The organism is Micromonospora sp. NBC_01392 (genome assembly GCF_045040125.1).
In the GTDB taxonomy this organism is placed as follows: Bacteria; Actinomycetota; Actinomycetes; order Mycobacteriales; family Micromonosporaceae; genus Micromonospora.
Genome location: NZ_CP109549.1, coordinates 3,214,630 through 3,238,040, shown reverse-complemented (window position 1 = coordinate 3,238,040; position 23,411 = coordinate 3,214,630). Strand labels below are relative to the sequence as shown.

The window sequence follows — 23,411 nt, the reverse complement described above, 5'->3', positions numbered from 1 at the left end:
GTCTGCCCCGAGTCTGGCACCGGCCGGGCCGGGCGGCCAACCGCTCAGCCGGCGTCGGCGAGCAGCGCGTCGACCAGGTCGCGGGGCAGCCCGTGGGTGTCGTGCAGCCAGTGGTAGTCGGGTTCGGTCAACGGGCCGCGCGCCCGGACCCGCGCCACCAGCGGCCGGCCGCGCCGCAGCAGCCCCCGGAACCGGCGCTCCTCGTCGCGCAGCACCGCCCGCAGCGGGCCGGGCTGGACCGGCTGGCGGAACCGACGCAGCGTGTCGTCGTATCCGGTCAGCGGCAGCTCGTCCAGGCTCCGCGTCGGGTCGTCGCGCCACAGCACGGTCAACGCGCGGCGCAGCAGCCGCCGCAGCACGTACCCGCGGCCGGTGTTGCCCGGGCGTACCCCGTCGCCCAGCACGACCACCGCGGACCGCAGGTGGTCGGCGACCACGCGCAGGTCCGCGCCGCGCAGGCCCCACCGGTCGCGGACCGCGCCCACCCACGGGCACAGCCCGTCGCCGGTGAACACGGACCGGTCGCCGCGCAGCACCATCTCCAGCCGTTCCAGGCCCATGCCGGTGTCGATGCTGGACACCGGCAGCGGCGTGAGCCGGCCGTCGGGGTGCCGGTGGTGTCGCATCTGCACGTGGTTCCACACCTCCACCCAGCGGTCGTCGCCGCTCGGGGTGCCGGTGGGCGGGCCGTCACCGGTCCACACGAAGATCTCCGAGTCCGGGCCGCACGGGCCGGTCGGGCCGTTGGACCACCAGTTGTCCGCGCCGAGCGCCTCCACCGGCACACCGAGCGCGGTCCAGGTGTCGCGCGCCGTCTCGTCCGGCCCGAGTCCGTGCTCGTCGCCGCCGAAGACCGTCGCGTGCAGCTTTCCCGGTGCGATGCCGTAGCCGTCGGTGAGCAGGTCGAAGCCCCAGCGCAGGCTGGTCGCGATGTCGTAGTCGCCGAGCGACCAGGAGCCGAGCATCTGGAACACGGTCAGGTGGGTCCGGTCGCCCACCTCGTCCAGGTCGGTGGTGCGCAGGCACCGCTGCACGTTGACCAGGCGGCGTCCGCCGGGGTGCGGGTGCCCCAGCAGGTACGGCGTGAGCGGGTGCATGCCGGACGTGGTGAACAGCACCGGGTCGCCGGGCGGCGGCACCAGGGAACTCTCCGGCGCGTCGGAGTGGCCGAGGCGATGGTAGTGCTCTCCGAAGGTACGGATGATCTCGTCGGGTGTCATGGCGGGTGCCTTCCGGGTACGGGCGACCGGACGGCCCACCCGACGGTGGCCGTGACACACGACGACGCCGGCGGACCGTCTCCGGTCGCCGGCGTGGGATGGGGCAGGTCAGGCGGCGGCAACCGGCGAGCGGGAAGCTCGCGCGGCCGCGGCGGTGAGAGATCGCCAACCCTGCATGCCGTCCACGCTACCCCACACCCACCCCTCGCCTCGCACTGATTCACGGAAAGCGTGGCTGTCAGCGGCCGGATGGCCACGCTTTCCGTGAATCAGCGCGCTCAGGGCAGCGGGGTGGGGGTGGGGGTGGGGGTGGGGGTTAGTAGGTGGTGGTAGAGGGTGGTGAGGCGTGCGGCCTGGGCCTCCCAGGTCCAGGTGGACAGCGGCGAGTCCGGGCCGTCGTAGGCGGCGCGGTAGCGGGCCGGGTCGGCGAGCACCGCCCGGACCGCGCGGGCCAGGTCGGCGGCGTCGCGGGCACGGAACACCTCACCCTGGCCGGTGGCCCGGACCGTGTCGGCCATGGTGCGGACGTCGCTGACCACGATCGGCAGCCGCGCGTGCGCGTACTCGAAGAACTTGGTGATCAGCGCGATCTCGTGGTTGGGCCAGTGGTGCAGCGGGATGAGCCCGACGTCGGCGGCGGCGAGGAACGCGACGAGCTGCCGGTGCGGCACGTACGGCAGCACGTGCACCCGGTCGGCCACGCCGAGCCGGGCGGCACCCGCCACGACCTGCCGGACGTAGCCGGCGGCCGGGTCGGCGACGACCAGGGCCAGGTGTACGCCGGGCAGCCGGGGCAGCGCCTCGACCACGGTGTCCACGCCGCGCTGGACGGCCATCGCCCCGCTGTAGACCAGCAGCGGGGTGCCGGCGGTCAGGCCGCAGCGGGCCCGGAGGTCGGGTGCGTCCCGGTCGTCCGCCTCGCCCGCGTCGACCGGGACGGACCCGACCCCGGTGACCGGTTCGGCGGCCACGACCGGTTCGGCGGCGGAGACCGGTTCGGTGGCGGTGACCGGCGCGTTGAGCACGACGGTGGGGCGTTCGGGCAGGGCGTGGTCGCGGACCAGCAGGTCGGCGAGCGTGTCGGAGACGGTGACGACCGCGTCGGCGTGGCCGACGTACTCGCGGACGTAGCCGAGGTGGGCGGGCAGCCAGCGGGCGTTGTCGCGGCGGGGCCGGGCGCCGGGCAGCCACTCGTGGGCGTCCCAGACCAGCTTCACGACGCGGCCCCGGTCCCGGGCCCGGTCGACCGCGCGGGCGGCCACACCGAGCATCCGGAAGTCGTGCGCGTGGATCAGGTCCGGGCGCAGCGCGTCGACGACCGGGCCGGCGACCCGCTCGTAGTCCCAGAGGCCGGGCTCCAGCCGACGCCAGGCCCGGTCACCGAGCCGGGCCTGCCAGTAGCGGACCTGGGCGTGCTCCACCGGCCGGCGGGCCAGCCGGGCGGCGCGCAGCGGCAGACCGCCCCGGGCCACCAGCCGCCGTCGCAGACCGGACATCCCGCCCACTGGCCGAGGCAGGTCGTCGCGCGGACCGGGTACGCCGTCGCCCGGGTCACCGACGGCCGGTCGGGTGTCGCGGGGGGCGTCGAGCGGCAGCACGCGTACCTCGGCGGCGCCGAGTCGCCAGCGACGCTCGGCGTCGACCCGGGCGCAGCCGAGCAGCGTGACGTCCCAGCCGGCGTCGGCGGCGGACCGGGCGGCCTTCTGCACCCGCGAGTCACCCTCGACCGCGTTGTCGACAAGCATCACCACCCGCCGGCCGGCGGCCGGCGGCGTCGCGGCGTCGTACGGCATCAACGACCACACCCCCTCAGCTCGACGGCGCGAGTGTACGGGGGCCGGCGGCCGTCCCGAAGCGCACGGAAGCCGCGCTGAGCTGGGCGGACACCGGTTGTGCAGGTGCCGGCGGGCGGGAATTCACCCGCCGTGCACCGGTCGGTCAGGCCGCGCCGGAGGGGACCAGCGGGCCCGGGGCGACCGACTGCCGGCGGTCGCGTCGGTTGGGCAGCGACAGGCGGATCACCTTCCACCAGGCGGAGGCGACCTGCTTGGGCAGCGGGCCGGTGGTGTACCGCAGCCCGTACCTGTCGAACAGCGCCCGCACCTGCGGGGCGATCTCCTGGTAGCGGTTGCTCGGCAGGTCCGGGAAGAGGTGGTGCTCGATCTGGAACGACAGGTTCCCGGTCATGATGTGCAGCAGGCGGGGGCCGCTGATGTTGGCCGAGCCGAGCATCTGCCGCAGGTACCACTCGCCCCGCGTCTCGCCCTCGATGGAGGTCTTCTCGAACGTCTCCACGCCGTTCGGGAAGTGCCCGCACATGATCACCGAGTGGCTCCACACGTTGCGGATCAGGTTCGCGGTGAACGTGGCGGCGAGCGTGGACAGGAACGACGGGCCGGAGAGCAGCGGGTGCACCACGTAGTCCTTGAGCACCTGCTTGCGGATCTTGCGGCCGACCGCCTTCGCCTTGGCCCGGAACGCCGGCTCCTTGAGCCGCTTCTGCTTGAGGTGGTCGCCCAGCTCCATGTCGTACGCGGCGATGCCGTACTCGAAGAAGGCGGCGTTGAGCAGGTTCCACACCGGCTGGCCCAGGTGCATCGGGTGCCACGGCTGGTCCTCGTCCACGCGCATGATGCCGTACCCGAGGTCGTTGTCCTTGCCGACCACGTTCGTGAAGCGGTGGTGCAGTTCGTTGTGCGACTGCTTCCACTGGTCGGCCGGGGAGACGTGGTCCCAGTCCCAGGTGGTCGAGTGGATCTTCGGGTCGCGCATCCAGTCCCACTGGCCGTGCAGGACGTTGTGCCCGATCTCCATGTTGTCGAGGATCTTGGCGACGGTGAGGCCGGCCGTGCCGACGATCCAGGCCGGCGGGAACAGCGAGAACAGCAGCACCGCGCGACTACTGATCTCCAGCGTCCGCTGGGTCTTGATCACCTTGCGGATGTAGCGGGCGTCCCGCTCCCCCCGGTCGGCGATGACCCGGTCCCGGATCGCGTCCAGTTCCTTGCCGATGATCTCGATGTCCTCGGCGCTCAGGTGGGCGATCGGGTTGTCGGCCTTCTTCTGGATCACGGTCACGTCGGTGGCTCCCTGTCAGAGTTCGATGTCGCAGGTACCGGCTGCCGCCGACACGCAGGTCTGGATCCGCACGCCGTCTCCCGGCACGGCCGTGGTGACGTCGCCGTTGCGCAGGTCGCGTACCGCGCCCTGCCGCAGCGGCACGACACAGCCGTAGCAGATCCCCATTCGGCAGCCCGAGGGCATGAGCACCCCCGCGTTCTCCCCCGCGTCGAGCAGGGTGGTGGCGCCGTCGGCCTCGACGGTCACCCCCGCCCCGGTGAAGGTCACCGTGCCGCCGTCGCCCGGCGTAATCACCGTAGGACGGAACCGCTCGGTGTGCAGACGTTCGATGACGCCGTTCGACGTCCAGTACCCCTCGACGGCGTCGAGCATGCCGATCGGGCCGCAGGCCCAGGTGTGCCGCTGGGCGTGGTCGGGTACGAGGTGGTCCAGCTCGGCCACGTCGAGCAGGCCGGAGGTGGCGGTGTGTCGCTCGACCAGCCGCACCGCGCCCCGGTCGGCCAGCGCCCGCAGCTCCGCGCCGAAGATGACGTCGTTACGGGTGGGCGCCGAGTGCACCAGCACCACGTCGGCCCGTTCGGTGAGCCCGGCCCGCAGCATCCCCATGACCGGGGTGATGCCGCTGCCGGCGGTGAGGAACAGCACCCGCTCGGGTGTCGCGGTGGGCAGCACGAAGTCGCCCTGCGCCTGGTCGAGCTGGACGATCGTGCCGGGCCGGATCCGGCGGACCAGGTGGTTGCTGACCTTGCCGTCCGGGATCGCCTTGACCGTCACGCTGATCCGGCCGTCCGCCGCGCCCGGCGCCGAGGTGACCGAGTACGCGCGCCACTGGCGTACGCCGTCGACGTCCACGCCGAGGCGCACGTACTGCCCCGGCAGGTGGCCGTGCCAGCCGCGACCCGGCTGGATCACCAGCGTCGCCGCGTCGCGGGTCTCCGGGCGGACCGCGACGATCCGGCCGCGCAGCGGGGCACCCGCGCGCAGCGGCGCGATCATGTCGAGGTAGTCGCCCGGCAGCAGCGGGGTGGTGACCGTGCCGGCCAGCCGCAGCAGCCTGTCCCGGAAGGATGCCTTCTGGGAGCGGCGGGGCGCAGTTGTGGTCATATGACCAGCGTGGCTGCGGAATCGCATAACATCTTGACCAGCAAAGGTGAAAAGGTCACAGGTTTTTGTTCGAAGGGAACAACATGACGCGGGAGACCGGGACCGGGACGCGGGCCGCCCATCTCGATCTCGACGCCGGCGTCGCGGCGCTGCTGCGCGACCGGCTGCCCATGGTCGCCGAGCGGACGGTCAGCGCGATCACCGCCGAGGTGACTGACTACTCCGGCGCGCTCACCGGCACCATGCGGGAGAAGATCGAGAACGCGGTACGCATCGCGCTCGGCACGTTCCTCCAGCTCATCGAGGGTACCCAGGCGTTCGACCCGAGCACTCCCCTGGCCCCCGCGCTGGAGGCAGCGTACGCGCTGGGCAGCGGCGAGGCGCGCGCCGGGCGGAGCATGGACGCGCTGCTGGCCGCGTACCGGGTGGGTGCCCGGGTGGCCTGGCGGGAGGTCTCCACCACCACGGTCCGGAGCGGACTGGCCGCCGAGACGGTGGCCGAGTTCGCCGAGCTGATGTTCGCGTACATCGACGAGCTGTCCGCGGCCAGCGTGGCCGGGCACGCCGACGAGCTGGCCAGCGCCGGCCGGGTCCGCCGCCGCGACCTGGAACGGCTCACCCAGCAGTTGCTCGCCGGCGAGCCGGAGGAGTCGCTGCGGCGCAGCGCGGAACGGGCCGACTGGCCGCCGCCCCAGACGCTGACCGTGGTGCTGCTGCCCCGCCGGCACCTGCGCGCGGTGCTCGCCCTGCTCGGCCCGCAGACGTTGGAGAGCGGCGAGGACCTGCCCGGCATGAACCCGGCCGAGGAGCTGGCGGTGCTGCTGGTGCCGGACGCGCACGGCGGACGACGCCGTCAACTCGTCCGGCTGCTGCACGGGCACCGGGCGGTGCTCGGCCCGGCCCGCCCGTGGCACCGGGTCGCCGCGTCCTACCAGCGGGCCACCCGGGCGCTCACGCTCGGCCTCGGCGAGCCGGACGCCGGGCCGGTCGACACCGAGTGTCACCTTTCCGCGTTGCTGCTCAGCATGGACCCGGAAGCGCTTGCCGACCTGCGCACCCAGGCCCTCGCGCCGCTCGCCGCGCTTCCCCCGGCCACCGCGCACCGGCTCGCCGAGACGCTGCGGTCCTGGCTGCTGCACCAGGGGCGGCGCGACGACGTGGCGGCGGACCTGTTCGTGCACCCGCAGACCGTCCGCTACCGGATGGGCAAGCTCCGCGAACTGTTCGGCGACCGCCTGCACGACCCCGCCACCATCCTCGACCTGACCATCGCCCTCGCGGTCCCACCCGCGCAAGGAGGGGCCCCCGCTTAACGCCTCCGGCAGAGCAGGGGCCCCCTGTCAACACTCGGGACGCAGGGTCCCGGCCGGTCGGGCCCTCCGGCCCTGTCCCGGGGGTACGGCGGCCGGCAACCTCGGAAGGGGACGAGCAACGAGGAGGCGCCGCCATGGACCGGTCATCGACGCGTACCGAACAGAACCCGACGGTACGGGTGCTGGAGGCGGCGGCCCGGCAGTCCCTGCACGCTCCCTCGGTGTTCAACACCCAGCCCTGGCGTTGGCGGGTCACCGCGGACGCGCTGGAGCTGCGCACGGACCCGGACCGGCAGCTCGCGCACACCGACCCGGACGGTCGACTGCTGGTCCTGAGCTGCGGCGCGGCGCTGCACCACGCCCGCGTCTCGCTCGCCGCCGCCGGCTGGACGGTCGACGTCGAGCGGCTGCCGGACCGGGCCGACCCGACGCTGCTCGCCCGGCTGCGCACCACCGGCCCGACCGCCCTGGACGTGCCGGCCGGCCGGCTGGTCGACGCGATCCCGCGCCGCCGCACCGACCGGCGCGCGTACGGCGACCGCCCGGTCCCCGAACCGGTGTTGGCCCGGCTCGGGGACGCGGTCGAGGCCGAGGGCGCGCACCTGCACGTGGTCCGCCCGGACCAGATGCCGATGCTGGCGGTCTCCACCGGCCGCGCCGCCGACGCCGAGCTGGCCGACCCGGCGTACCGGGAGGAGTTGCGCCGCTGGACCAACCGCCCGGCGGGCAGCGGCGACGGCGTGCCCACCGCCACCGCGGTCCGGCCCGCACCACGGCGGGTGCCGCTGCGTGACCACGCTCCCGGTGGGGCGGCCGGGCTGACCGCCGGCGCGGACTTCGACCGGGGCGCGGCGTACCTGATCCTGTTCGGTGAGCGCGACGACCCGGCGGCCTGGCTGCGCGGCGGCGAGGCACTGTCGGCGCTGCTGCTCACCGCCACCGCCGAGGGCCTGGCCAGCGCGCCGCTCAGCGACGCGATCGAGCTGGCCTGGCCGCGCCGGATGATGCGTGACCTGCTCGCCGGCATCGGCGAGCCCTACCTGGTGGTGCGCGTCGGCTGGGGACCGGACGCCGACCTGCCGCCGGCCCCGCGCCGCGCGCCGGCCGACGTCATCGAGGTGGTAGCGCCGGCGGAGTGACCTGCCCGGCGTCACCACGCGCTCCGCGTCCCGGCTCACGGAACGCCGTCCAGAGGTTGGAGCCGGAGATCGCGACGACGGCTACCGCCCACGGGACGAGGAACGCGACCGGCCGGCCGTCCCGGGCGAACCGGGGCAGGGCCACGCCCAGGGACGCCGCGGTGCCGTGGCGCCGTGGCGCCGGGAGCCGGGAGCCGGTGCCGAGAAACCGCGACCCTCAGGCGATTACATTCCGTGAGATTTCTGTGCCTGCCCGCAAAATTACTCAACGTGATCAGGGACTGAACGCGCGCCGTGTGTCGTCTCGCGACGCATCGCGCTGACCAGGGGACATCCTCCGGCGCACTCGGTGGTCGGGATCCACCCCTCGCCCCTTTGCTCTGCAGCCACGGGCGCAGCGGTAGCGCTCGGTCACCGATGCGTCCGTGGGTGCAGAGCAAAGGGGCGCCGCGGCGGAACACCATCCCCACCGCCGCCCTCACCCTGGGTAACACGAGAGCAGCGACCGGCGGGCACCCTGCTGGTCCACGCCGGACACGATCGCCTCCGGGGCGGGCGGTACAGGCGGCGCCGGCGGCGCCGGCGAGCGCCCACCAGGAACTATTCCTTATTGTCCACTGTCACTGTCAGCAACCCTTGTGCACATTCCCAATCGCATGTTGACGGCCGCCAGTCCGGGGGCAATCATGATGGTCACTGGATCCACCTAACGCCAATGTCGGATCTGGTGGCTTTTCCCACCCCTCGACGGGATCGCGCCGGACGCGAGATTCCGCCGGGCGACCCTGCCCGGCGCGCGCTCGGTAAATCCTATCGAAGGAATAGGAAATCCACCGCTCGCCTCGAGGAGTCCGCCGGTGAACGGGAACAACGACGCTCCCGCGGCGAGCCGGCCCAGGCCGGCCTCGCACAGCGCTGAGCTGGAAGAACCGCTCGCACTGCACGGCGGCCGGCCGGTGCGGGACACGCCGTGGCCCACCTACGACAAGGGCGCGGTATTCGTGCACCCCGACGACGAGGACGCCGCAATTCGGGCCATTCGCAGCCATCTCTACTTCCGATACGACCATCGCGCGCAGAAAGAAACCGAATGCGGGCGGTTCGAGGACGAACTGTGCCGTTATTTCGGCACCCGGCACGCGCTCGCCGTTTCCAGCGGCACTGCCGCACTTGCCCTCGCCCTGATGGGCGCCGGGGTGCCGGCCGGGTCATTGGTCGCCTGTCCCGGATTCACTTTCGTCGCCACTCCGAGCGCCATTGTGCTGGCCGGGTGCCGGCCATTCCTGGTGGAGGTCGACGACGACCTGCGGATGGACCTCGACGACCTGCGCCGCCGCTGGCGACCGGACATCCGGGCCATCATGGTCGTCCACATGCGTGGCTTCGCCGCCGACGTCGAGGCCCTGGCCGCCTTCGCCGCCGAGATGGGCGTGCCGCTCATCGAGGACGCCGTGCCGGCGCTCGGCGCCGAGCTCAACGGCCGCAAGCTCGGCACGTTCGGCGCCGCCGGGGCGTTCAGCACCCAGTCCGACAAGGCGCTCAACTGCGGCGAGGGCGGCTTCCTGATCACCGACGACAGCGCGCTGTTCGCCCGGGCGGTCGCGCTGTCCGGGGCGTACGAGGGGCGGCTGCGCCGGCACTTCCCGGACGGCGAACCGCCGCTCACCGGCCTGGACCTGCCGCTGCTCAGCCTCCGGATGGACGAGATCCGGGCGGCCCTGCTGCGCGCCGAGCTGACCCGGCTGCCGCAGCGACTGACCCTGTTCCACCGCAACTACGCGCACGTCTCGCAGGCCCTGGCCGACCTGCCCGGCATCGCGGCGCGGCGGCCGGTCGCGCCCGGGGCGTACCTCGGGGAGGCGTTCGTGTTCCGCGTGCCCGGCGGCGACGCCGGCTGGTTCGCCCGGGCGCTGCGGGCCGAGGGGATCGACGCGCGCAACATCGGCGCGGACGACGACCTGAACGTCCGCGCGTTCTGGAACTGGCGCTTCCTCTACGACAGCGCGGACCCGGGACAGATCCGGGCGACGCTGCCGCGCACCGCGCGACTGCTCACCGAGACCGTCGACGTGCCGCTGTCGTCGAACCTCACTCCGGAAGACTGCGACGACCTGATCCGCGCGGTCCGCAAGGTGGCCGCCGCCCGCGAGACCGTGCTGGCCCGGCCGTGACCGGCGCGCCGCTGACCGACGCCGGCATCGAGGAGAAGCCGCTGCCCCGGCGGGCGCTGGTCGGGCTGCTCGGCGGGCTCTTCGCCGGCTATCTGGGGTTGACCGCGGTCATCCCGGTGCTGCCCGGCTTCCTGCGCGAGCGGCACGGCGCCGGTGACCTCACCGTCGGCGTGGTGGTCACGGTGACCGCGGTGACCGCGCTGCTGGTCCGTCCGGTCGCCGGCGCGCTCGCCGACCGGTACGGCCATCGCACGGTGATGCTGACCGGCGCGCTCGTGGTGGCCGCCGGCGGGCTGCTCTACCTGGCGCCGCTGGGCGTGCCGGCGTTGGTGGCGGTCCGGCTGCTGCTCGGCGCCGGCGAGGCGGCGCTGTTCACCGCCGGGGCGGTGTGGATCGTCCAGCTCGCCCCGCACCACCGGCGCGGCCAGCTCATCGGCCTGTACGGGGTGAGCATGTGGGGCGGCATCTCCGCCGGCACGTTCCTCGGCGCGACCGTGCAGCAGGCCGGCTATTCGGCGGTGTGGGTGCTCAGCGCCGCCGCGCCGGCGGCCGGCGCCGTGCTCGTCGCACTGGTGCCGGCGCCGCCGCGTACCGCGCCGGCGGCGAAGGGCGGGGGCCTGCTGCTGCGCCCCGCGCTGCTGCCCGGCGTGGCGCTGACGTTCGGGGCCGCCGGGTACGCCGGCCTGGCCGCGTTCGTGGTGCTGCACCTGGACGCCCGCGGCATCGGACACGGCGTGGTGGTGCTGAGCTGCTTCAGCGCCGTCTACGCCGGCACCCGCCTGGTCATCGGGCACCTGCCCGACCGGCTCGGCCCCCGACGGGTGGCCACCTGGTGCGGGGTGGGCGAGGCGGTCGGCCTGCTGGTCATCGCGGTCGCCCCGAACCTTGCGGTGGCGGTGGTCGGCAGCGTGGTGATGGGCGTCGGGTTCTCGCTGCTGCACCCGTCGCTGGCCCTGATGGTGATGAACCGCACCGATCCGGCGCGGCAGGGCGCGGCGATCGGCGCGTACACGTCGTTCTGGGACCTCGGTCTGGCGGTGTGGGGGCCGGCGACCGGACTGGTCGCCGCCGGGTTCGGCTACCCGGCGGTGTTCGTCGCCGGCGCGGCCGGCGCGGCGGTGGCCGCCGCGATGGCGTTGCGCATCGGCCGGCCCACGGTCACGGAAACCCCGATGGAGGTACGCACGTGAGCGGACCCGTGACCGTGCTCAGCGTCACCGGCTGGTGCCGCAACGGCAGCACCATCATCGGCAACGTCCTCGGCGAGGTGCCCGGCGTGGCGCACGTCGGCGAACTGCACTTCCTGTGGAAGAACTCGACCGGGCGCGGCGTCAACGACCGCTGCGGCTGCGGCGAGGCGCTGACCGCCTGCCCGCTGTGGTCGGCGGTGCTGCCGGTCGGCCGCCCGGCCGGCGTGTCGGCCGACGCGCACGCCGCCGAGGTGATCCGGCGGCAACGCGCCCGGCTGCGGACCCGGCACACCTGGCGGGTGCTGCGCCGGGGCGCGTCCGACGCGGACACCCGCGCGCACGCCGGGCTGCTCGGCGCGGTCTACCGGGAGGTGGCCGCGCGCACCGGCGCCCGCGTGATCGTGGACAGCACCAAGATCCCCGGCGAGTCGGCCCTGCTGCCGCACGTGCCCGGCGTCGAACCGTACTGGCTGCACCTGGTCCGCGACCCGCGCGCGGTGGCGCACTCGTGGCGGGAGCCGAAGGAGTACGTCTACGCCATGTCGGCGGCGCGCAGCACCGCGTACTGGCACGGGTTCAACCTGGCCTCGGCGGCGATCAACCGCCGGCATCCCGGCCGGTCGATGCTGCTGCGGTACGAGGACTTCGCCGCCGACCCGGCGGGCACGGTCGACGCGCTGCTGCGGCTGGTCGGCGCCGACCCGGCCGGCAACCCGGTCCACGACCGGACCGTGGAGCTGCGCGGCAACCACACCGTCACCGGCAACCCGGACCGGTTCCGGACCGGCCCGACGGTCATCCGGGACACCGACGACGGGTGGCGGCGGACGCTGACCGGCCGGCAACGGCTGGCCGTGGCGGCGCTGGCCTGGCCGCTGTCCACCCGCTACGGCTACCGGCCCGGCGGAACGGCCCGGACGCATCCCGGCGCGGCGGCCCGCGTCGGCGAGACGGAGAGGTGACGGACGTGGATCTGGGGCTCAAGGGTCGGGTGGCGCTGGTCGCCGGCGGCACCAGCGGCATCGGGTTGGCCTGCGCGAAGGAGTTCGCCGCCGAGGGCGCGCACGTGGCGGTCTGCGGTCGGGACCCGGCACGCCTGGCCGCGGCCGAACGGGAACTGGCGTCGGTGGCCACCGGACGGGTCAGCGCGACCGCCGTGGACCTCACCGACACGGCCGCCGCCGCCCGCTGGGTCGACGACGTCGCCGCCGACCTGGGCGGGACGCACGTGCTGCTGGTCAGCGGCGGCAGCCCGCCGGTCGGCACCGCCGCCGGGTTCGGCGTCGAGGACTACCGGGCCGCCGTCGAGCGGGTGCTGCTGCCCGCGGTCGCGGTGTCGACGGCCGCGCTGCCGCACATGCGCGCCGCCGGCTGGGGCCGGCTGCTGCTGGTCGCCTCCGAGACCGCCTGCGTGCCGATCGGCCCGCTGGTGCTGTCCGGGGTGACCCGGGCGGCGCTGGTCCGCTTCGCGCAGGGGCTCGCCGTCGACGTGGGCCGCGACGGCATCACCGTGAACGTGCTCGCGCCCGGCAGTGTGCGTACCCCGCCGATGGAACGCGCGGCGGCGCGGCTGGCCGGCGCGGACGGTGACGTGGAGGCGCGGCTGGCCGCGATGGGTCACCACAGCGCGCTCGGCCGGCTGGCCCACCCCGAGGAGGTGGCCGCGATGGCCGCGTTCCTGGCCAGCGAGCGGGCGTCGTACGTGACCGCCGGCGTGCACCTGATCGACGGCGGCGCCGCCGCCACCGGCCCCGACCTGCCCCACCTGACCGGCGTCCGCAAGGACACCTACGCCTGATCCACCCGACCGCCGCACGAGGGAGTGCCCATGTCGACGACCAGCCAGTTCACCGAGCGGGACGTCTCCGAGTTCTTCGACCAGACCACGCAGACGTACCTCAGTTTCTGGGACAGCGAGGGCGTGCTGCACACCGGCTACTTCGCCGGCGAGGACGACACCGACTACCACGCGGCGGCGGACCGGACCTCGGACATCCTCGCCGACGACGCCGGCATCGACGCGTCCTCGAACGTGCTCGACGTGGGGTGCGGCTGCGGCAACTTCCTGCTGCGGCTGGCCGGGCGCACCGGCTGCCGGGGCGAGGGGCTGGACCTGAGCGTCGAGCGGGTGCGCTTCGCCGAGCAGCGGCGCGCCGAGCGGGGCGCCGGGCTGGACATCCGGTTCCGGCACGGCTCGGCCACCGCCATGCCGTACGCCGACGGCACGTTCACGCACGTGGTCAGCCAGGACGCGCTGTTCCTGGTGCCGGAGAAGCCGCGCAGCCACGCCGAGATGTTCCGGGTGCTCGCGCCGGGCGGGGTGCTGGCGGTCTCCGACTTCCTCCAGCCGACCGAGCGGATCGGCGAGGCGGCCCGCCGGCACGTCTACGACCGGGTGCGCTGGAACGGCGGGTACTCGCTGGACGGCTACCGCGAGGCGCTGGCCGAGGCCGGGTTCGTGGACGTGGTGGCCCGCAGCCTGGACGGGCACATCCGGCAGACGTACCGGGTGCTGGGCCGCACCGCCCGGGAGCGGGCGGACGGCACGGCGGACGAGGCGGCGCGGACCTGGATCCTCGGCTTCGCCGAGTCGTGCGACGAGATCCAGGCGGCGATCGACCGGGGCGAGTTCGGCTGGGGCATGTTCGTCGCCCGCAAGCCGGCCTGAGGAAGGGGCGACACATGCAGCAGCGGACCGACACCGTGAAGCGGACCATCGCCGAGGTGGTCGCCGAGCGGAAGACCCAGATGTCGCCCGGCGCGATGTTCGTCGAGGCGTTCGCCAAGGACGGCTTCGACACCAGCGTCGACTACGACGTGACGATCACCGACTCGCTGACCAGTTCCCGGCGCAAGCCCCGCTACCCGTCCCGGAACATGCTGAAGGTGGTGGACCTGTCCCGGGACCCGCAGGACTTCTACTGGCACGAGAGCCCACCCCGGCCGGACGACCCGGCGGTCGACGGCGCGGACCTGCGCCGGGAGGCGGCCAACCACTTCCACCGCTCCCCCATTCCGCCGCTGCTCACCACCACCGCGTGGGTGCAGGTGCCGGACACGCTGTGGGAGGACCCGGTCAGTTTCGCCCAGTTCATCGACTACCGGCTGGTGGTGCGGCTGGCCACCGCCGAGAACCACACCATCCTGCGCGGCGAGGGCGGGCTGCTGGCCATGCCGGACCTGGGCCGGCTCACCGACCCGGCGCCGTTCGCCTCGACCATCCTGTCCGCGTGCAACGAGGTCGAGCAGATGGGCAGCACCGCCGACGGGCTGATCATCAACCCGGCCGACTACTACCGGCTGCTCGGCAGCGGCACGCTGATGCGGGACGTGGAGGAGAACGGCGTCTTCATCGTGCGTACCCGACTGGTCGACCCGGGCACCGCGATCGTCGGCGACTTCGGCCACGGCGCGTTGCTGTTCGACGCCGGCCGGTCCACGATCGGGTTCGCCGAGCCGCCGCCGGGCACGTTCGCCGAGCCGGGGGTGGCGTTGCGCGCCGAGATCTGGGAACGGGTCGTGGTCAACCTGCCCACCTGCTTCTTCGTCGTGACGATCTGACCGGCGGCGACGATGACGACGCCCGCCCGCGCCGACCCCGACGTCCTGGTCATCGGCGCGGGCATGGTCGGCTTGTGCTGTGCCTGGTTCCTGCGCCGCGCCGGCCACACCGTGACCGTGGTCGACCGGGGCGAGATCGGGGACGCGGCGGCCTGCTCGGCGGGGAACACCGGCTTCGTCGGCACCCAGGGCTCGGCGCCGCTGGCCGAGCCGGGGGTGCCGGCCAAGGGCATCCGCTGGCTGGTCAGCCCGGAGAGCCCGTTCTCGGTCCGACCCCGGCTGGACGGCGCGCTGCTGGCCTGGCTGTGGCACTTCCGCCGGCACTGCACCGAGCGGCACGCCCGCGCCGGCTTCGAGACGCTGCTCGCGCTCAAGCAACGCAGCCTGGCGCTGCTGCGCGGGATGTGCGCCGAGGACGAGCTGGCCGGCACGCTCACCGAACGCGGCATGATCCTGGCCTGCCACACCGAGCAGGGGTACGCGCAGGCGCGCCGCACGATCCGCGCGGCGACCGCCCGCGGGGTGCCGCTGCGCGACCTGGGCCGGGCGGAGCTGGCCCGGCTGGAGCCGGGCGTCGACTTCGCGGTGGCCGGCGCGCTGCTCAACGAGGAGGGCGCCGCGCTGCGCATCCCGGCGTTCCTGGTCGGTCTCGCCGAGGCGCTGCGGGCACGCGGCGTGGAGATCGTCACCCGCGCCGAGGTACGCGGCTTCGAGACGACCGGCCGTCGGGTGCGGACGGTGCGGACCGCCCGGGGCGACCTGCGCCCGAGCGAGGTGGTGGTGGCCGCCGGGGTGTGGTCGACGGCGTGCGCCCGGATGCTCGGCGTCGGGCTGACGCTGCAACCGGCCAAGGGCTACACCGTCACACTCCCGGCCGGGCCGGGCACGCCCACCCGGCCGGTGCTGCTCAGCGAGGGCAAGGTCGCGGTGATGCCGCTGGGTGACCGGGTACGCGTCGGCGGCACGCTGGAGCTGTCCGGGCTGGACGCCTCGATCTCGCCGCGCCGGGTGGACGGCATCCTGCGGACCGCCCGGCGTTACCTGCCGGCGCTGGACACCGGCCGCCGGCTGGACGTGTGGAGCGGGCTGCGCCCGTGCACCCCGGACAGCCTGCCGCTGATCGGCCGGGCCGGCGGCTACGACAACGTCAGCGTGGCCACCGGCCACGGGCACATCGGGATGGGGCTGGCCCCGGCCGGCGGTGAGCTGCTCGCCCAGCTCGTCACCGGCGGGGAGCCGGCCCTGCCGGCGCGGACGTTCGCGCTGGACCGCTTCCGGAGGGGGAGCTGATGGGCGACCGACCGGAGATCGGGGTGCTCTGCCTCGACACCAGCTTCGACAAGATCCCCGGGCACATCCGCAACCCGGCCACGTTCGACTTCCCGGTGCGCTACCGGGTGGTGGAGGGCGCCACGCCGCAGCGGCTGGTCCGCGACGCCGACCCGACGCTGCTGACGCCGTTCGTCGACGCGGCCCGGGACCTCCAGGCCGCCGGCGTGGCCGGCATCACCGGGGCGTGCGGGTTCCTGGTGCTGTTCCAGGCCGAGCTGGCCGCCGCGGTGGACGTGCCGCTGTGGTCGTCGAGCCTGGTGCAGTTGCCGATGGTGCACCGGATGGTCGGGCGTACCGTCGGGCTGCTGGTCGCCGACGAGGCGGCGCTGACGCCGCGGCACCTGGCGGCGGTCGGCGCGGCGGACGTGCCGGTCGCGGTCACCGGCATGGCCGGGCAGCCGGAGTTCCGTGAGGTGATGCTCCAGGGGCGGCGGGACGCGCTCGACGTGGACCGGCTGGCCGCCGAGGTGGACGACCGGGTCGACGCGTTGGCCCGCGCCCACCCCGACCTGGGCGCGCTGGTGATCGAGTGCACCGACCTGGTGCCGTTCGCCCACCGGATCCAGGCACGCCTGCGCGTGCCGGTGTTCGACATCGTCACCCTCACCACCATGGCCCACGCCGCCCTGACCCGCCGCCCCTACCCGCCGTCCTAGGCGTCCGCCCTGTTTCACGGAAAGAGTGGCTGTCGGGGCCCGAATAACCACTCTTTCCGTGAATCAGGGCGGGATGAGGGGCGCGGGCGGTCAGACCGGGGGGATGCCGGAGCGGCCGATGGCGGACATGTCGCCGCCACCGATCTCGCTGGTGGCGGTGGGTGGGGGCGGGGTCGTGGGCTCGGTGCGGTCCTCGATGTTGGCGTCGCCCAGGCCGTGCATCAGCTCGCCGATGGCGGCCAGCGCCGAGCCCTTGTCCGGGCAGGGGCGGCCGGTCGCGAGCACCTGGCCGTCGCCGCCCAGCACCGTGAACCCCACCCGGCCGTCGGTCTCGCTCTCGATGACGAACTTCACCGCGTTCCTCCCGCCGCTCAGACCCCGTGCGACTGCAACCACAGCTCCAGCAGGCCCAGTTGCCACAGCTTGTTGCTGCCGGCGGCGGCCTGCGCCCGGTCCGGCTCGGCGAGCAGCTCGTCGACGTAGGCCCGGCGGAACAGGCCACGCCGGCGGGCCTCGGGCGCGTCGAGCGCCTCGATCACCAACTCCCGCACCGGGCCGTCGACGTTGCGCAGCGCCGGCACCGGGAAGTAGCCCTTGGGCCGGTCGATGACCTCGGCCGGCAGCACCTCCCGGGCCACGTCCTTGAGCACGCCCTTGCCGCCCCGGGCCAGTTTGTGCTCGGGCGGGCAGGCGGCGGCAAGCGTCACCAGGTCCTGGTCGAGGAAGGGCGTGCGCACCTCCAGCCCCCAGGCCATGCTCATGCTGTCGACCCGTTTGACCGGGTCGTCGGGGAGCATCAGGTGGGTGTCCAGGCGCAGCACCGCGTCCACCGCGGTCCGCGCGCCCGGCGCGGCCAGTTCCGCGGCGACCAGCTCGCCGCTGACGTCGGCGTCGCAGGCGTACGCCGGGTCGACCACCCGGTTCAGCTCGACGTGGTCCCGGTCGAAGAACGCGGCGGTGAACTCTGCCGCGGCGTCGGCGCGGGCCGCCCGCGCGAGCCGGTGGTGGTAGCCGTAGCCGGCGAACACCTCGTCGGCGCCCTGCCCGGACTGCGCCACCTTCACGTGTCGGGCGACCTGCTCGGAGAGCAGATGGAAGGCCACCACGTCGTGGCTGCCCATCGGTTCGGTCATGGCCGCCACGGTGGCGCGGACGGCCGGGCCGAGGTCGCCGTCGGCGAGGCGGATGCGGTGGTGGTCGGTGTCGAAGGTGCGGGCGACCAGGTCGGAGTAGTGGAACTCGTCGCCGGACTCGTCCCCCCGGCTGTCGAAGCCGATGCTGAACGTCTGGAGGTGCTGCTGCCCGGCCCCGTCGAGCAGCGCCACGATCATGCTGGAGTCGAGGCCGCCGGAGAGCAGCACCCCGACCGGCACGTCGGCGACCAGCCGACGGCGTACCGCGGTGCGCAGCGCGTCCCCGATCGCGGCCCGCCAGTCGCCGGCGTCCATCCCGTCGTGGGCCGGGTCGCGCCGGTACTCGGGCCGCCAGTAGACGTGCTCGGAGGTGCTCCCGTCGGCCTCCACCACCCGGACGGTGGCCGGCGGGAGCTTCCGCACGCCGCGCAGGATGGTGCGCGGGGCCGGCACGATCGAGTGCCAGGACAGGTAGTGGTGCAGCGCGACCGGGTCGATGCCGGTGTCCACGTCGCCGGCGGCCAGCAGGGCCGGGAGGGTGGAGGCGAACCGCAGCCGTCCGGGTGATTCGGCGAGGTAGAGCGGCTTGATGCCCAGCCGGTCCCGGGCCAGCACGAGCCGGCGCCGCCGCCGGTCCACCAGCGCGACGGCGAACATGCCGACCAGGTGGTCGACGAACCGTTCGCCCCACTGGGCGTACGCGACCAGGATCACCTCGGTGTCGCTCGTCGATCGGAAGGTGTGCCCGGCCGCCCGCAGCTCGTCGCGCAGTTCGGGATAGTTGTAGACGCAACCGTTGAAGACCAGGGCGAGCCCGAGGTCGTCCCGGATCATCGGCTGGTCGCCGGTCTCGGTCAGGTCGATCACGGTCAACCGGCGGTGCCCCAGGGTCACCCAGCCGTCGTTCCACCGCCCCTGGCCGTCGGGGCCGCGGGAGCGCATGGCCTCGGTCATCCGGGTCACCGCGCCCGCGTCGGGGGTGGCCCCGTCGAAGCGGGCCTCACCGCTGATCCCGCACATGTCGGCGACTACCCGGCGTGTGACCAAGGAAACCCGGGATGGGCGGTTGGCGAGCCGGGGACGATGAGCCGTCGTACGGTGACGGTACGGGCCATGTCCCCGGGCGGTCCGGCCACGGGACGTGGCCATGATCAACAACGCTGCCAGGAGGACGTGTGTTCGCCAATTCCGAGGAACTCCTGCGATACCTCAGCAACGAGGACGTGAAGTTCGTCGACGTACGTTTCTGTGACCTGCCCGGCGTGATGCAGCACTTCAACCTGCCGGTCGAGTCCTTCGACGACAGCGTCTTCACCGACGGCCTCGCGTTCGACGGCTCGTCGATCCGCGGCTTCCAGTCGATCCACGAGTCGGACATGCTCCTGCTCCCCGACGTCGCCACCGCGTTCATCGACCCGTTCCGCGCCCAGAAGACCCTCGCGCTCAACTTCTTCGTCCACGACCCCTTCACCCGCGAGGCCTACTCCCGCGACCCCCGCAACGTCGCCAAGAAGGCCGAGGCCTACCTCGCCGCCAGCGGCATCGCCGACACCGCCTACTTCGGCGCCGAAGCCGAGTTCTACATCTTCGACTCCATCCGCCACGAAACCTCCGCCCACCAGTCGTTCTACTACATCGACTCGATCGAGGGCGCCTGGAACACCGGCCGGATCGAAGAAGGCGGCAACCGCGGCTACAAGACCGCCTACAAGGGCGGCTACTTCCCCGTCCCCCCGGTCGACCACTACGCCGACCTGCGCGACAGCATGGTCCGTCGCATGGTCGACGCGGGCTTCACGGTCGAGCGCTCGCACCACGAGGTCGGCACCGGTGGACAGTCGGAGATCAACTACAAGTTCTCGACGCTGCTGCGCGCCGCCGACGAACTGCAGCTCTTCAAGTATCTGATCAAGAACGAGGCGTGGGCGCACGGGAAGACGGCCACGTTCATGCCCAAGCCGCTGTTCGGTGACAACGGTTCCGGCATGCACACCCACCAGAGCCTGTGGCTGAACGGCGAGCCGCTGTTCTACGACGAGACCGGCTACGCCGGCCTGTCCGACACCGCCCGCTGGTACATCGGTGGCCTGCTGCACCACGCGCCGTCGCTGCTGGCCTTCACCAACCCGACCGTCAACTCGTACCGGCGCCTCGTGCCCGGCTTCGAGGCACCGGTCAACCTGGTCTACTCCCAGCGCAACCGCTCCGCGTGCACCCGCATCCCGGTCACCGGCAGCAACCCCAAGGCCAAGCGCGTCGAGTTCCGCGTCCCCGACCCGTCGGCCAACGTCTACCTCGCCTTCTCCGCGATGATGATGGCCGGCCTCGACGGCATCAAGAGCAAGATCGAACCGCCGGCCCCGATCGACAAGGACCTCTACGACCTCCCCCCGGAGGAATGGGGCGACGTCAAGCAGGTCCCCGCCTCGCTGTCGCACGCGCTGGAGGCGCTGGAGGCCGACCACGACTACCTGCTCGACGGCGGCGTCTTCACCGACGACCTGATCGCCACCTGGATCGCCTGGAAGAACGCCAACGAGGTCGACCCGGTGCGCCTGCGGCCCACCCCGCACGAGTTCGCGATGTACTTCGACTGCTGACGCCGTACCCGTTCGTCACCGGCCCCGCGTGCGGAGCCCGCGGGGTCGGTGGAAACGGCATCCGGGAGGCCACCGGCCTCGTACCGTCGAGACATGGCGCAGCCCCGCGACGACCGGCCCGGAACGGCGGTGCGGCCGCGAACGACCGACGCCACGGCGACCGCCGACCCGCTCACGCTCGGGGTGGAGGAGGAGTTCCTGCTGCTGGACCCGGTGACCGGGGAGAGCATGCCGGTCGCCGACCGGGTCCGCGACGCGCTCTCCGGGGTCGCCCGTGCGCAGAGCCGGCAGGAGTTCCGGCACAGCATGGTGGAGATGGTGACCCCGGTCAGCCTCGACCTGGCGTCACTGCGGGAGCACCTCGTCGCGCTGCGTCGGGCCGCCGCCCGGGCCGCGGACGCGGTCGGGGCGCGACTGGTGGCGGTCGGGGCGACCCCGGTCTGCGAGGCCCACCGCACGGTGCCCGACGAGCCGCGCTACCACGACATGTCCCGCCGGTTCGGGCCGGTCGCCCACGATCCGGCGGTGTGCGGCTGCCACGTCCACGTCGGGGTGCCCGACCGGGAACTCGCCGTCCGGGTCTGCAACCACCTGCGCCCGTGGCTGCCGGTGGTGCAGGCGCTCACCGTGAACTCGCCGCTGCACGACGGGCGGGACACCGGACACGCGAGCTGGCGCTCGATGCAGCTGGAACGCTGGCCGAGCATCGGGCCCACGCCGCACTTCGACTCCGCCGCCGACTACGACGCCACCGTGCAGGAGCTGATCACCGCCGGGATCATGCTCGACGCCGCGATGGTCTACTGGTACGCCCGGCCGTCCGCGTCCTACCCGACCGTGGAGATCCGGGTCGGCGACGTCTGCCCCACCGTCGACGACACCGTGCTCGTCGCCGGGCTGGTCCGGGCGCTGGTCGCCACCATGATCGACGAGATCCGCGCGGGCGTTCCCGCGCCGCCGATCCGCGACTGCCTGGTCGCCGCCGCGCACTGGCGGGCCGCCCACGACGGTCTCGACGGTGAGCTGGTGGACCTGCGCACCGGCCGGCCCCGGCCGGCCTGGGACCTGGTCGACGAGCTGCTCGCCATCGTCGCGCCCGCGCTGACCCGGCACGGGGACCGGGAGCTGATCATGCGGGAGGCGGAGCGGCTCCGGCGGGACGGCACCGGCGCCACCCGGCAACGGCGGATCATGGCCGACACCGGCGGCGACGTCCGCGCCGTGCTGGAGCATCTGGCCGCGCAGACCACCGCGGCCTGACCGGTGCCGGCCGTGCCGTCAGCGCAGACCGGCGAACAGGTCGTCCTCCGGCGTCGGCGCGCCGGTGGTGTCGCGGACCCGGACGAACGTCTCCGTCCCCATCAGCTCGACGAACCGCTCCTGCCCGAGGCGCAGGAAGAAGATGTTCTCCGCCTGGCTGGCGTGCGCGGCCAGCGAGGCGAACTTCTGCTCCCCGTGGGCACGGGTGTCCACCCAGGTGGTGATCTCCTCGTCGGGCAGGCCCAGCGGCGGCGTCGAGTCGGTCGCCTCCGGATCCGGGAACTCCACCCCGATCTCCTGCATGACCTTGCCGAACTCCCGGAACGCGCTGCGCGGCACCGTGGTCCAGTAGACCTTCGCCGGGATGCCGGTGCGCTCCACCGCGGCCATCGTGATGCGGTGCGCCTGGATGTGGTCGGGGTGGCCGTAGAAGCCGTTCTCGTCGTAGGTGACCACCACGTCGGGGCGGTAACGCCGGATCAGCTCGGCCAGCCGGTCGGCCGCCTCGGTGACCGGCGTGTTCCAGAACGCGCCGGGCGCGTCGTTGGTGGCCCAACCCATCATCCCGGAGTCGGCGTAGTCGAGCGTCTCCAGGTGGGTGACCTTCAGCGCCTCGCAACTGGCCGCCAGCTCCGCCCGGCGCATCGCCACCACGGCCTGCGGGTCGTGCCCGGCCTCGCCCGGCTTGACGCCGTCGGGGCCGTCGCCGCACCGGCCGTCCGTGCAGGTCACGAGCACTGTCGTGACGCCTTCAGCCGCATAGCGGGCGAGGACGCCGCCGGTGCTCGTCGCTTCGTCGTCGGGGTGCGCGTGCACCGCCATCAGGGTCAGGGATCGCTCAGCCACCCCGTCACCATACGAGCATCCACCGACGCACTAGCATTGCCCGGTTCGCAGACGGCGACGGAAGCGAGGCACGATGGGTTGGCTCCGGCGGTTGCTGGGTGGCGGCGGTGGGGTCGAACTGGACCCCGAACGCCAGCAGACACTGCTGCGGGACGTCCGGCACTCCTACGGCGCGCACGCCCCGATCCGGTTCCCCGAGCAGGTCGACGCGATCGGTCGGCTACTCGCCGACGACGACGGTCTGGTGGTGGCCGCCGGGATCGTCTGCGAGGCCGCCGAGGAGGCCCACGCCGACCTCCAGTTCCAGGCCCAGGAGGTGTTCCGGCGCACCGGCCGGCGGCTGCTGGTGCACCGCCGCAACTACCGGCCCCTGTGGAAGGAAGCCGGGCAGTGGCTGCGCTGGCCGCTCGCCGCGCTGCCCAGCGGGCTGCACCCGTACGCGCAGGTGGCCGCCGCTGTCACGGTGGTCGGCGGCCGGGCGAAGCGCCTCGACCGGGTGACCGACCCGCAGCCGTTCGTGACCCGCCTGTTCGAGGTGCTCGATCTCACCACCGCCGGCTGGGAGTTCGGCCGGGTGCGGGTGGACACCGACAGCGCCACGCTTGTCGAGCGGCTCACCGGCACCGCCGCGCAGGTGCTCGCCACCATGGACGATCCGCCCCGGCTGCCGCCGCCGGTCCGCGAGATGATGCGCCGCAACCACAGCATCGACGTGTACGACCCGGCCGCCCCCCGGGTGGTGGGTCGGATCAACCCGGGGGCGCGGCTGCGCGAGACGCTGCTGGCCTGACGACCGCCCACCCGG

Annotated in this window: 20 protein-coding genes; 13 read left to right on the top strand and 7 right to left on the bottom strand. The window is 73.6% G+C overall.

Going from position 1 to position 23,411, the window contains the following annotated elements; all coding sequences use genetic code 11:
• Positions 1–44 precede the first annotated feature (44 nt).
• The 4 genes from OG767_RS14475 to OG767_RS14460 form a co-directional block, all read right to left on the bottom strand.
• Positions 45–1,220 (bottom strand): alanine--tRNA ligase-related protein, encoded by a 1,176-nt coding sequence (locus OG767_RS14475; RefSeq protein ID WP_405093873.1) that lies wholly within the window; start codon positions 1,218–1,220, stop codon positions 45–47.
• Positions 1,221–1,498: 278 nt separating this feature from the next.
• Positions 1,499–3,013 (bottom strand): glycosyltransferase, encoded by a 1,515-nt coding sequence (locus OG767_RS14470; protein ID WP_405093872.1) that lies wholly within the window; start codon positions 3,011–3,013, stop codon positions 1,499–1,501.
• A 145-nt stretch (positions 3,014–3,158) separates the two neighbouring features.
• Positions 3,159–4,298 (bottom strand): fatty acid desaturase family protein, encoded by a 1,140-nt coding sequence (locus OG767_RS14465; protein ID WP_405093871.1) that lies wholly within the window; start codon positions 4,296–4,298, stop codon positions 3,159–3,161.
• Positions 4,299–4,313: 15 nt separating this feature from the next.
• On the bottom strand, positions 4,314–5,405 hold the full coding sequence (locus OG767_RS14460; RefSeq protein WP_405093870.1) for a ferredoxin reductase: 1,092 nt from the start codon (positions 5,403–5,405) through the stop codon (positions 4,314–4,316).
• Between the two features lie 83 nt (positions 5,406–5,488).
• Between OG767_RS14460 and OG767_RS14455 the strand changes: the two genes are divergently transcribed.
• From OG767_RS14455 to OG767_RS14410, 10 genes are all read left to right on the top strand, one after another.
• Positions 5,489–6,718, top strand: coding sequence for a PucR family transcriptional regulator (locus tag OG767_RS14455; protein ID WP_405093869.1), 1,230 nt, complete (start codon positions 5,489–5,491; stop codon positions 6,716–6,718).
• A gap of 134 nt (positions 6,719–6,852) precedes the next feature.
• On the top strand, positions 6,853–7,857 hold the full coding sequence (locus tag OG767_RS14450; protein ID WP_405093868.1) for an Acg family FMN-binding oxidoreductase: 1,005 nt from the start codon (positions 6,853–6,855) through the stop codon (positions 7,855–7,857).
• 857 nt (positions 7,858–8,714) lie between these two features.
• Positions 8,715–10,028: a DegT/DnrJ/EryC1/StrS family aminotransferase gene (locus tag OG767_RS14445; RefSeq protein ID WP_405093867.1), complete on the top strand. Its 1,314-nt coding sequence runs from the start codon at positions 8,715–8,717 to the stop codon at positions 10,026–10,028.
• Complete coding sequence (locus tag OG767_RS14440) at positions 10,025–11,218, top strand: MFS transporter (RefSeq protein ID WP_405093866.1); 1,194 nt, start codon at positions 10,025–10,027, stop codon at positions 11,216–11,218. The genes OG767_RS14445 and OG767_RS14440 overlap by 4 nt, the downstream gene beginning before the upstream one ends.
• Positions 11,215–12,180: a sulfotransferase gene (locus OG767_RS14435; RefSeq protein WP_405093865.1), complete on the top strand. Its 966-nt coding sequence runs from the start codon at positions 11,215–11,217 to the stop codon at positions 12,178–12,180. The genes OG767_RS14440 and OG767_RS14435 overlap by 4 nt, the downstream gene beginning before the upstream one ends.
• Positions 12,181–12,185: 5 nt before the next feature.
• Positions 12,186–13,016, top strand: a complete 831-nt coding sequence (locus OG767_RS14430; RefSeq protein ID WP_405093864.1) for an SDR family oxidoreductase — start codon at positions 12,186–12,188, stop codon at positions 13,014–13,016.
• A 30-nt stretch (positions 13,017–13,046) separates the two neighbouring features.
• Positions 13,047–13,886, top strand: coding sequence for an SAM-dependent methyltransferase (locus OG767_RS14425; protein WP_405093863.1), 840 nt, complete (start codon positions 13,047–13,049; stop codon positions 13,884–13,886).
• A gap of 14 nt (positions 13,887–13,900) precedes the next feature.
• Positions 13,901–14,779 carry a family 3 encapsulin nanocompartment shell protein gene (locus OG767_RS14420; protein ID WP_405093862.1) on the top strand — a complete coding sequence of 293 codons (879 nt, stop codon included), beginning with the start codon at positions 13,901–13,903 and terminating at the stop codon, positions 14,777–14,779.
• A gap of 12 nt (positions 14,780–14,791) precedes the next feature.
• Entirely contained in the window at positions 14,792–16,069 is a 1,278-nt protein-coding gene (locus OG767_RS14415; protein ID WP_405093861.1) for an NAD(P)/FAD-dependent oxidoreductase, read from the top strand.
• Positions 16,069–16,767, top strand: coding sequence for an aspartate/glutamate racemase family protein (locus OG767_RS14410; protein WP_405093860.1), 699 nt, complete (start codon positions 16,069–16,071; stop codon positions 16,765–16,767). The genes OG767_RS14415 and OG767_RS14410 overlap by 1 nt, the downstream gene beginning before the upstream one ends.
• Positions 16,768–16,857: 90 nt before the next feature.
• On the opposite strand, the gene OG767_RS14405 is transcribed toward OG767_RS14410, so the two are convergent.
• The gene (locus tag OG767_RS14405; protein WP_405093859.1) at positions 16,858–17,121 is read right to left on the bottom strand and encodes a hypothetical protein; all 264 of its coding nucleotides are present in this window, start codon (positions 17,119–17,121) and stop codon (positions 16,858–16,860) included.
• Between the two features lie 17 nt (positions 17,122–17,138).
• Complete coding sequence (locus OG767_RS14400) at positions 17,139–18,920, bottom strand: N-acetylglutaminylglutamine amidotransferase (protein WP_405093858.1); 1,782 nt, start codon at positions 18,918–18,920, stop codon at positions 17,139–17,141.
• Between the two features lie 155 nt (positions 18,921–19,075).
• Here OG767_RS14400 and glnA point away from each other — a divergent pair, with 155 nt between their 5' ends.
• Positions 19,076–20,500 carry a type I glutamate--ammonia ligase gene (gene glnA, locus OG767_RS14395; RefSeq protein ID WP_405093857.1) on the top strand — a complete coding sequence of 475 codons (1,425 nt, stop codon included), beginning with the start codon at positions 19,076–19,078 and terminating at the stop codon, positions 20,498–20,500.
• 93 nt (positions 20,501–20,593) lie between these two features.
• A complete protein-coding gene (locus OG767_RS14390) occupies positions 20,594–21,760 on the top strand; it encodes a glutamate--cysteine ligase (protein ID WP_405093856.1) in 1,167 nt (388 codons plus the stop codon).
• Positions 21,761–21,778: 18 nt separating this feature from the next.
• Here OG767_RS14390 and OG767_RS14385 read toward each other — a convergent pair whose 3' ends face one another.
• Positions 21,779–22,606: a PIG-L family deacetylase gene (locus OG767_RS14385; RefSeq protein ID WP_281940383.1), complete on the bottom strand. Its 828-nt coding sequence runs from the start codon at positions 22,604–22,606 to the stop codon at positions 21,779–21,781.
• A 73-nt stretch (positions 22,607–22,679) separates the two neighbouring features.
• Here OG767_RS14385 and OG767_RS14380 point away from each other — a divergent pair, with 73 nt between their 5' ends.
• A complete protein-coding gene (locus tag OG767_RS14380) occupies positions 22,680–23,396 on the top strand; it encodes a hypothetical protein (RefSeq protein ID WP_281940381.1) in 717 nt (238 codons plus the stop codon).
• The last annotated feature ends 15 nt before the right edge of the window (positions 23,397–23,411 follow it).

What these genes read in the sequence shown, in the direction of transcription:
- OG767_RS14475 (WP_405093873.1), bottom strand. Translation starts at nt 1,220, where the DNA reads ATGACACCCGACGAGATCATCCGTACCTTCGGAGAGCACTACCATCGC.
- OG767_RS14470 (WP_405093872.1), bottom strand. Translation starts at nt 3,013, where the DNA reads ATGCCGTACGACGCCGCGACGCCGCCGGCCGCCGGCCGGCGGGTGGTG.
- OG767_RS14460 (WP_405093870.1), bottom strand. Translation starts at nt 5,405, where the DNA reads ATGACCACAACTGCGCCCCGCCGCTCCCAGAAGGCATCCTTCCGGGAC.
- OG767_RS14455 (WP_405093869.1), top strand. Translation starts at nt 5,489, where the DNA reads ATGACGCGGGAGACCGGGACCGGGACGCGGGCCGCCCATCTCGATCTC.
- OG767_RS14450 (WP_405093868.1), top strand. Translation starts at nt 6,853, where the DNA reads ATGGACCGGTCATCGACGCGTACCGAACAGAACCCGACGGTACGGGTG.
- OG767_RS14425 (WP_405093863.1), top strand. Translation starts at nt 13,047, where the DNA reads ATGTCGACGACCAGCCAGTTCACCGAGCGGGACGTCTCCGAGTTCTTC.
- OG767_RS14420 (WP_405093862.1), top strand. Translation starts at nt 13,901, where the DNA reads ATGCAGCAGCGGACCGACACCGTGAAGCGGACCATCGCCGAGGTGGTC.
- OG767_RS14415 (WP_405093861.1), top strand. Translation starts at nt 14,792, where the DNA reads ATGACGACGCCCGCCCGCGCCGACCCCGACGTCCTGGTCATCGGCGCG.
- OG767_RS14410 (WP_405093860.1), top strand. Translation starts at nt 16,069, where the DNA reads ATGGGCGACCGACCGGAGATCGGGGTGCTCTGCCTCGACACCAGCTTC.
- OG767_RS14400 (WP_405093858.1), bottom strand. Translation starts at nt 18,920, where the DNA reads ATGTGCGGGATCAGCGGTGAGGCCCGCTTCGACGGGGCCACCCCCGAC.
- OG767_RS14390 (WP_405093856.1), top strand. Translation starts at nt 20,594, where the DNA reads ATGGCGCAGCCCCGCGACGACCGGCCCGGAACGGCGGTGCGGCCGCGA.
- OG767_RS14380 (WP_281940381.1), top strand. Translation starts at nt 22,680, where the DNA reads ATGGGTTGGCTCCGGCGGTTGCTGGGTGGCGGCGGTGGGGTCGAACTG.